Origin of the sequence: Synechococcus sp. R6-7, from assembly GCF_047461695.1 — a bacterium.
In the GTDB taxonomy this organism is placed as follows: domain Bacteria; phylum Cyanobacteriota; class Cyanobacteriia; order Thermostichales; family Thermostichaceae; genus Thermostichus.
This window is the reverse complement of sequence record NZ_JANSHS010000225.1, coordinates 1-6289: the sequence shown is the minus strand read 5'-3', so window position 1 is coordinate 6289 and position 6289 is coordinate 1. Positions and strand designations below refer to the sequence as shown.

The 6289-nt window shown below is 59.7% G+C and carries 6 protein-coding genes and 1 tRNA gene; 3 read left to right on the top strand and 4 right to left on the bottom strand.

From position 1 onward, the window contains the following. Positions 1-159 precede the first annotated feature (159 nt). Positions 160-1281: an LptF/LptG family permease gene (locus NW815_RS07405; protein ID WP_414389885.1), complete on the bottom strand. Its 1122-nt coding sequence runs from the start codon at positions 1279-1281 to the stop codon at positions 160-162. A gap of 254 nt (positions 1282-1535) precedes the next feature. On the opposite strand from NW815_RS07405, the gene NW815_RS07400 reads away from it, so the two are divergent. Beyond that, positions 1536-3005 (top strand): pyruvate kinase, encoded by a 1470-nt coding sequence (locus tag NW815_RS07400; protein WP_414389883.1) that lies wholly within the window; start codon positions 1536-1538, stop codon positions 3003-3005. 12 nt (positions 3006-3017) lie between these two features. Here NW815_RS07400 and lptB read toward each other — a convergent pair whose 3' ends face one another. Further along, positions 3018-3746, bottom strand: a complete 729-nt coding sequence (lptB, locus tag NW815_RS07395) for an LPS export ABC transporter ATP-binding protein (protein WP_414344406.1) — start codon at positions 3744-3746, stop codon at positions 3018-3020. 227 nt (positions 3747-3973) lie between these two features. Between lptB and NW815_RS07390 the strand changes: the two genes are divergently transcribed. Then, complete coding sequence (locus tag NW815_RS07390; RefSeq protein WP_011433947.1) at positions 3974-4270, top strand: hypothetical protein; 297 nt, start codon at positions 3974-3976, stop codon at positions 4268-4270. 167 nt (positions 4271-4437) lie between these two features. Continuing rightward, positions 4438-4929: a pentapeptide repeat-containing protein gene (locus NW815_RS07385; protein WP_041436730.1), complete on the top strand. Its 492-nt coding sequence runs from the start codon at positions 4438-4440 to the stop codon at positions 4927-4929. A gap of 76 nt (positions 4930-5005) precedes the next feature. Here NW815_RS07385 and NW815_RS07380 read toward each other — a convergent pair. Together NW815_RS07380 and NW815_RS07375 are read right to left on the bottom strand one after the other, a co-directional pair. Then, positions 5006-5086: transfer RNA gene (locus NW815_RS07380), tRNA-Leu, on the bottom strand. Positions 5087-5176: 90 nt separating this feature from the next. Then, on the bottom strand, positions 5177-6100 hold the full coding sequence (locus NW815_RS07375; protein WP_011433945.1) for an NAD(+) kinase: 924 nt from the start codon (positions 6098-6100) through the stop codon (positions 5177-5179). Between the last annotated feature and the right edge of the window lie 189 nt (positions 6101-6289).

The window sequence follows — 6289 nt, the reverse complement described above, 5'->3', positions numbered from 1 at the left end:
GCTTATTATTGACTAGAGTCATGCTCCCCCCAAGATCAGCAGGGCTAATCCGCCAAACATCCAATTCATCCAAGCTTGAACTTCCATGGGGGAGCTCTCCAGAATACGAGAATCCATTGGGCAGTTTTATCCTACATCTGGAGAAACGGTGCCCAGCAGCTACTGATTGGCTCGGTAAAGCAACCCCAGCCCTACGGCGGCACAGATCAAGTTGGGCAACCAAGCCGCCATTGCTGGCCCCAGCGTCCCAATTTGTCCCAGCGCCTGGGTGATGAACAGCAGCACATAGAAGGCAAAGATAATCAGCACACTGATGCCCAACCCCAAAGAGGAACCGGTGCGCTGCGGGCGCAGCCCCAAAGGCACCCCAATCAGGGTAAACGCCAGACACGCAAAGGGAATGGCATACTTCTGGTTGAGGCTGACCTGCAGACGGCGCACCCGTTGCAGATCTCCAGAACTGGCGATCACCTCGATGTAATGCTTCAGCTCCCGAATGTTCATTTCCTCAGGGCTGCGAATCTCCTGAGCCAGCTCCAGCGGCGCGCGAGGCAGACGCAACTCCTGCCGGCTGAAGGTGGCAATGTTGCTGTAGGTGCCATCCGGAGAAACGATGTAGTTGGTGCCATCCTCAAACACCCAAAGATTCTCTTGGGGATCCCAGCGCCCCCGCTGGGCCAGCAGAATTTGGTTGAGCGCCTCGTTGGAAAAATCCAGGACGATAATGCCGCGCATTTGCTTTCCATCGAAGCTGCGGGCGTAGAACTGACGGGTTAGCCCTTGTCGCCGGGAAAAGGTGCCGTCTGGCTCAGGCATGAGGATCTCGCCAAATTCTTGGTAGAGGATATTCTCCCGCCGGAAGTCCGGATCCCGATTTAAAGCTCGATTCAAAGTCGTGGCCGCTTGGCGATTGCTCACCGGCACCACCAGCTCATTGAACAGAAACGTTAACGTCGTCACCAGCAAGCTGAGGACGAGGGCAGGCACCATGAGGCGGTAAAGGCTCACCCCGCATCCGCGCAGGGCTGTGATTTCGCTATCGGCAGACAAGCGCCCGTAGGCCAGCAACGTCGCCAGCAACATGGACATCGGGAACGTCAGGACAATGATCCCCGGCGCCCGCAACACAAACACCTGTAACGCCGCCGAAAGCGACAGACCCGCTTCCACCACCAGGCGCACCAGCTCAAACAGGGATCCCACCGCCATCACCAAGGTTGTGAAAGCTCCCACCCCAAAGAGAAACGGCAGCAGCATCTCCGAGAGGACATAGCGATCCATCAGGCCCACCGCGCAAACGAGGGAGAGCCTGTGGTCAGGCCGCTCGCGGGAACGGGCAGGAGGGAGAGAATGAAGTTTCACGCAACCCAAGGAAGTAGTAGGCAGGACAGCCGAAGGCTGTTAACGACTCTAGACCGGAACACTGGGCAATGAAAGGCTATCGCCTTCCTTTCTCAACCTAACCCGCCTATGATCGACCCCAAGTAAGCTCAGGCATAGAATTGGGCCGGGTTTGTCTTGGGAAGACTTTCGACATGGTTTCCTCCTCTTCCCCCTCCTGCAATCTTAGAAGTTTGCTGGAGCGGCTCCTGGAGCTGCGGCAGCAGGTTGTAGAGGGATCCCAGAAATACTTGGCCGCTTGGGGCTGCCTTACGAGCCCTCCTGCGGCCATCCACAACCTGGCGCGCTACCTGGCGCTGCGCCAACAGGATCTGCGCAGCTTGCAACTGGAGCTGGCGGCTGCGGGGCTGTCCTCGCTGGGGCGCTGTGAGTCGCGGGTTCTGGAGAGCCTGGATGCGGTGATTGCTATTTTGGCAGCCACCCAGGGTTTGACCCATACGGCACCCAGCTATGAAGAGTTTTACGCCGGGGATACGGCACTAGAGCAGCACGCCGAGGCGCTGTTTGGCCCCCCTTCTCCCCATCGCCGCGCGCGCATCATGGTGACCCTGCCCAGCGAAGCCGCCGAGCAGCCGGAGCTGTTGCTGCAGTTGTTGGAGCGGGGCATGAACGTGGCCCGCATCAACTGCGCCCACGACGAGCCCTCGGTGTGGGAGAAAATGGTGGCCCACTTGCGCCAGGCCGAAGCCCAGACCCAACGGCGTTGCAAGATTTTGCTGGACCTGGCTGGCCCCAAGATCCGCACCGGCCCAGTGGCCATGCCCCCCGGCAAAACCAAGGTGTACCGCGGGGATCGCATCCTGCTCACCGCGAAGGTTCCTGAGGCCAGCGCCGATATCTCCTGCCAGGTGACCTGCAGCCTGCCGGAGGTTTTGGCGCACCTGCAGGTAGGGGCAAGTGTTTGGATCGACGACGGCAAAATCGGCGCCCGCGTGGTAAGGATCGAGCCGGCAGGCGTGGTGCTGGAGGTGGACAAAGTTGCCCCTCAGGGCAAGAAGTTGCGAGCAGAAAAAGGCCTCAATTTTCCTGACAGTCAGCTCCAGATCCGTTCCCTTACCGACAAAGACTGCCAAGACCTGGACTTTGTGGTGCGGCATGCCGACTTGGTGGGCTATTCCTTCGTCCAGCAGCCCGCGGACTTGCAGTTGCTGGTTTCTGAGCTGGAGCGGCGGCAGGCTCGCCCCGATCTGGGCTTGATCCTCAAGATGGAAACGCAGCGGGCGGTGAAAAACCTGCCGGCCTTGATCGCGACCGTTGCCGGCTGCCGGCCCCTGGGGGTGATGATTGCCCGCGGCGATCTGGCCGTGGAGATCGGTTGGCTGCGCTTGGGCGAGATCCAGGAGGAACTGCTGTGGATCTGCGAGGCAGCCCAGGTGCCGGTGGTCTGGGCTACCCAGGTGCTGGATCAGCTCACCAAGGAGGGCTTGCCCTCGCGGCCTGAGCTTTCCGATGCGGTGATGTCTGCCCGCGCCGAATGTGTGATGCTCAACAAGGGCCCCTACCTGCTGGAGGCGGTTGCCCTCCTGGACAAGCTGCTGGCTCGGATGCAGACCCACCAGCACAAGAAAAGCCAACGCCTGCGAGCTCTGTACTCCTGGAGGTGACCTGGAGCTGCCCTAGAGACGGAACTTCTCCCCCAGGTAATACTTGCGCACCAAGGGATCCGCCGCCAGCTCAGCAGAAGTGCCTTTGGCCAGGATTGCCCCGTCGTTGAGGATATAGGCGCGATCGGTGATCTCCAGAGTCTCCCGCACGTTGTGGTCGGTAATCAACACGCCGATGCCCCGTTGCTTGAGCTTGGCCACCACCTCCTGAATATCCGCCACCGCGATGGGATCCACCCCCGCAAAAGGTTCATCCAGAAGCAGAAATTTCGGCCCGTGGATCCCAGCAGCCAAGGCACGGGCGATCTCCGCTCGGCGACGCTCCCCCCCTGATACCTGTAGGCCCAAGCTGTGGGCGACATGGGCGATGCGAAACTCCTCCAGCAGTTGGTTGAGCCGCTGCTGCCAAAGGCGACGGGGCACCCCTGTTTGCTCCATGATCAGCAGCAGGTTGTCTTGAATGCTGAGGCGACGAAAAATACTCGGCTCCTGGGCCAGGTAGCCGATCCCCAATTGGGCACGACGATGCATGGGCAGGTGGGTGATGTCTTGGTCATCCAACCAGACATGGCCGCGGTTGGGCTGGATCAGGCCAGTCATGATGTAGAACGTGGTGGTTTTCCCCGCCCCATTGGGGCCCAGGAGCCCCACGATTTCCCCCTGCTGAATGTTCAGGCTAACGTCGCTCACCACCTCACGGCGGCCATAGCGCTTACAGATGTTTTCTAAGTAGATCTGCATAGGGCGCTGATCAATGCTCACCGATTCTGAAAGGGGCTTCTCGCCCAGACAGGGATCCTGTAGTAAGTGTCTCTCCCGAAGATGCCCCAAATCTTGCCCACAATCCAGAGAGATCTGAGCAGAATTGATCCCCTCAGGCTGACCCTGGAAGTCTTCGATACTATCATCATGACGGCGTACTGTAACTGGTTGCACCACCGCTTCAGGATGGGATCCCTGGCCTTCCCATGCTTCGCTGCCCAGCTTGCTACTGGCTCAACTCCAACTCCGATTATCGCTGTCGTCGCTGTGGGCACTTTTTGCGCCATCGCCCGCTTCCTGTTGCCGAGAAACTCAACCCAAGAAGGCCAACAACCAGCCCTGCCGGCTGGCGGGAAATCCGCTGGGATCGCGTCCTGACTTCCTCGGCAATACTCGGGGTTTTGGTGGGGTTGGGGCAACTGTCTTGGCATTGGGTGCAGCCGCTGCTCAAAGATCCACCCCTTCCCAGTGTTGGCAACGGCCCGGCAGCTTCGGGACGATAGGACTCCAAACGTCATCCCGCCCTGAGAGAGCCTGCTATCAGGTGGGCCAGACAGACCTGCGGAGTGGCCGAAGCCAGAAGATGCCACTATCATGTGACCAGCGCAGAACCATCCCCCTCTGCTGTGTCCCTTCACGTAAACCTTCAAAATTGTGAGGCTTGGTAACCATGAACCTCAATCTCAAAGTTCCCGCCATTTGGGCACTACTGGCCACGGCAGCCTTGGCTTCCTCTGCCGCAGCCACAACCTACAACTCTTGTTTTATGCGCTACCTCATGGCTTCCCGCACCTGTCCCAACTGCCGCCTGGGATCCATTGAGCTGAGCAATCTGGATTTGGCGGAGGCCAATTTCAGCGGTTCCGATCTCATCGAGGCCAATCTGGAGCGCACCATCTTGACGGGCGCCGATCTCAGCCAGTCTTACCTGGTGGGGGCCAATTTGCGGCGGGCTCAATTGGGGGGAGCCAACCTGAGTGGCGCTTACCTGGAGGGGGCAGACTTGCGGGGGGCCAACCTGCGGGGGGCCGATCTCTCTTCTGCATCCCTGTACGGCGCCGACTTGCGGGGGGCCGATCTACGCGACGCCAACCTGGTTGGGGCTGACCTGCGCTTTGCTCGCACCTGGGGCGCACGCCTGCAGGGTGCCGTTCGGGAATAGTGCCAAAGGCCGAAGCCAGCTTCCCCTCTCCCTCTCTGGGAGAGGGACTAATGAATAACGCGTACTAATTGCGTAATGCGGATGGCGAGACTCGAACTCGCAAGGCAAAGCCACACGCCCCTCAAACGTGCGCGTATACCAATTCCGCCACATCCGCTTCCGAGCCTAACCATCATAGCGACAGAGGGGTGGAGTTGTTAAGGGCATTGGCCATTTTGCAGCTATGGCTTGTCCTGCCTCGGCAAAGTTAAGGCAACTCCACCGACGTGGGCTTGGAAGCGTGGGGCAGTCCCCACCCCAACTTCTCTCGCATAACCCGGAAAAATTCCGGTCGGCGCAGGCGCATCAAATCTGTCCAATAGGGGGCACGTACCACCCGAATCTGGTCTTCCGGCATGATGTAGCAGCCGGCATTTCCATCTACCACCAAAACCAGTGGCTGAGGGGTAACGGGGCTAATCCATACCTCCTCCGAATCGGGGAAGACCAAGGCCCGCGACGCCATGGAATGGGGGCAGATGGGAATCAGCTGCAAAACCGGCACCCCCGGTGTGATCACCGGCCCACCCGCCGAGAGGGCATAGGCCGTCGAGCCGGTGGGAGTAGCCAAGATGACTCCGTCGGCAGCCACATCCAGAGGTGAGTGATCCCCGATGGTGATCTCGAAGTGGCACATGCTGGTCAAAGGCTCGCGGTGCAACACCATCTCGTTTAAGCTCAAGACCTCCCAGCGCAATTCTTGCCCTCGGTAGGCTTGCACCAGCAACATGCTGCGGCGATCCAGGGTGTATTCCCCGGCAATGGCGGCACTGGCTGCCTCTTCTAGGTGAGGAAGGTAGGTCTCCGTCAGAAAGCCCAGATGGCCCGTATTCACCGCCAACAAGGGGATCCCTTTGGGGGCCAGTTGCCGTGCTGCTGCCAAGACGGTGCCATCTCCCCCCAACACCACCGCAAACTTCATGGTTTGATCAAATCCAGCCGGGGCCAGGCTATCTACTTTGGTCAGGCAGATGGGGCTGTCGGGCTTGGCATAACCGAGGATACCGCCCCAGTTGGGGGCCACACAGACTTCCCAGCCCTGCTCCTGAAACCAGCGGGCTAGGGTTTCGCTGCTGCGTTTGGCGGCGGGTTTGGCGTCGTTGTAGAGGATCCCGGCTTTGGGCTTGGTCATGGGCAATGGGAAGGCAGAGGTGCCAAAACTCTATCAGTTCTGCAGGCCCCTCTGCTGGCCAGGTGATCCATTCCACAATTTCTGCCAGCAGACTTCGCTGATACATTGACGCTGAACAAGACGGGTAGCTTGCACGGCGAAGCCATACGCTGCTGCCCGGGGCTGCAGCGATTGCATCCTGCTCGTTGC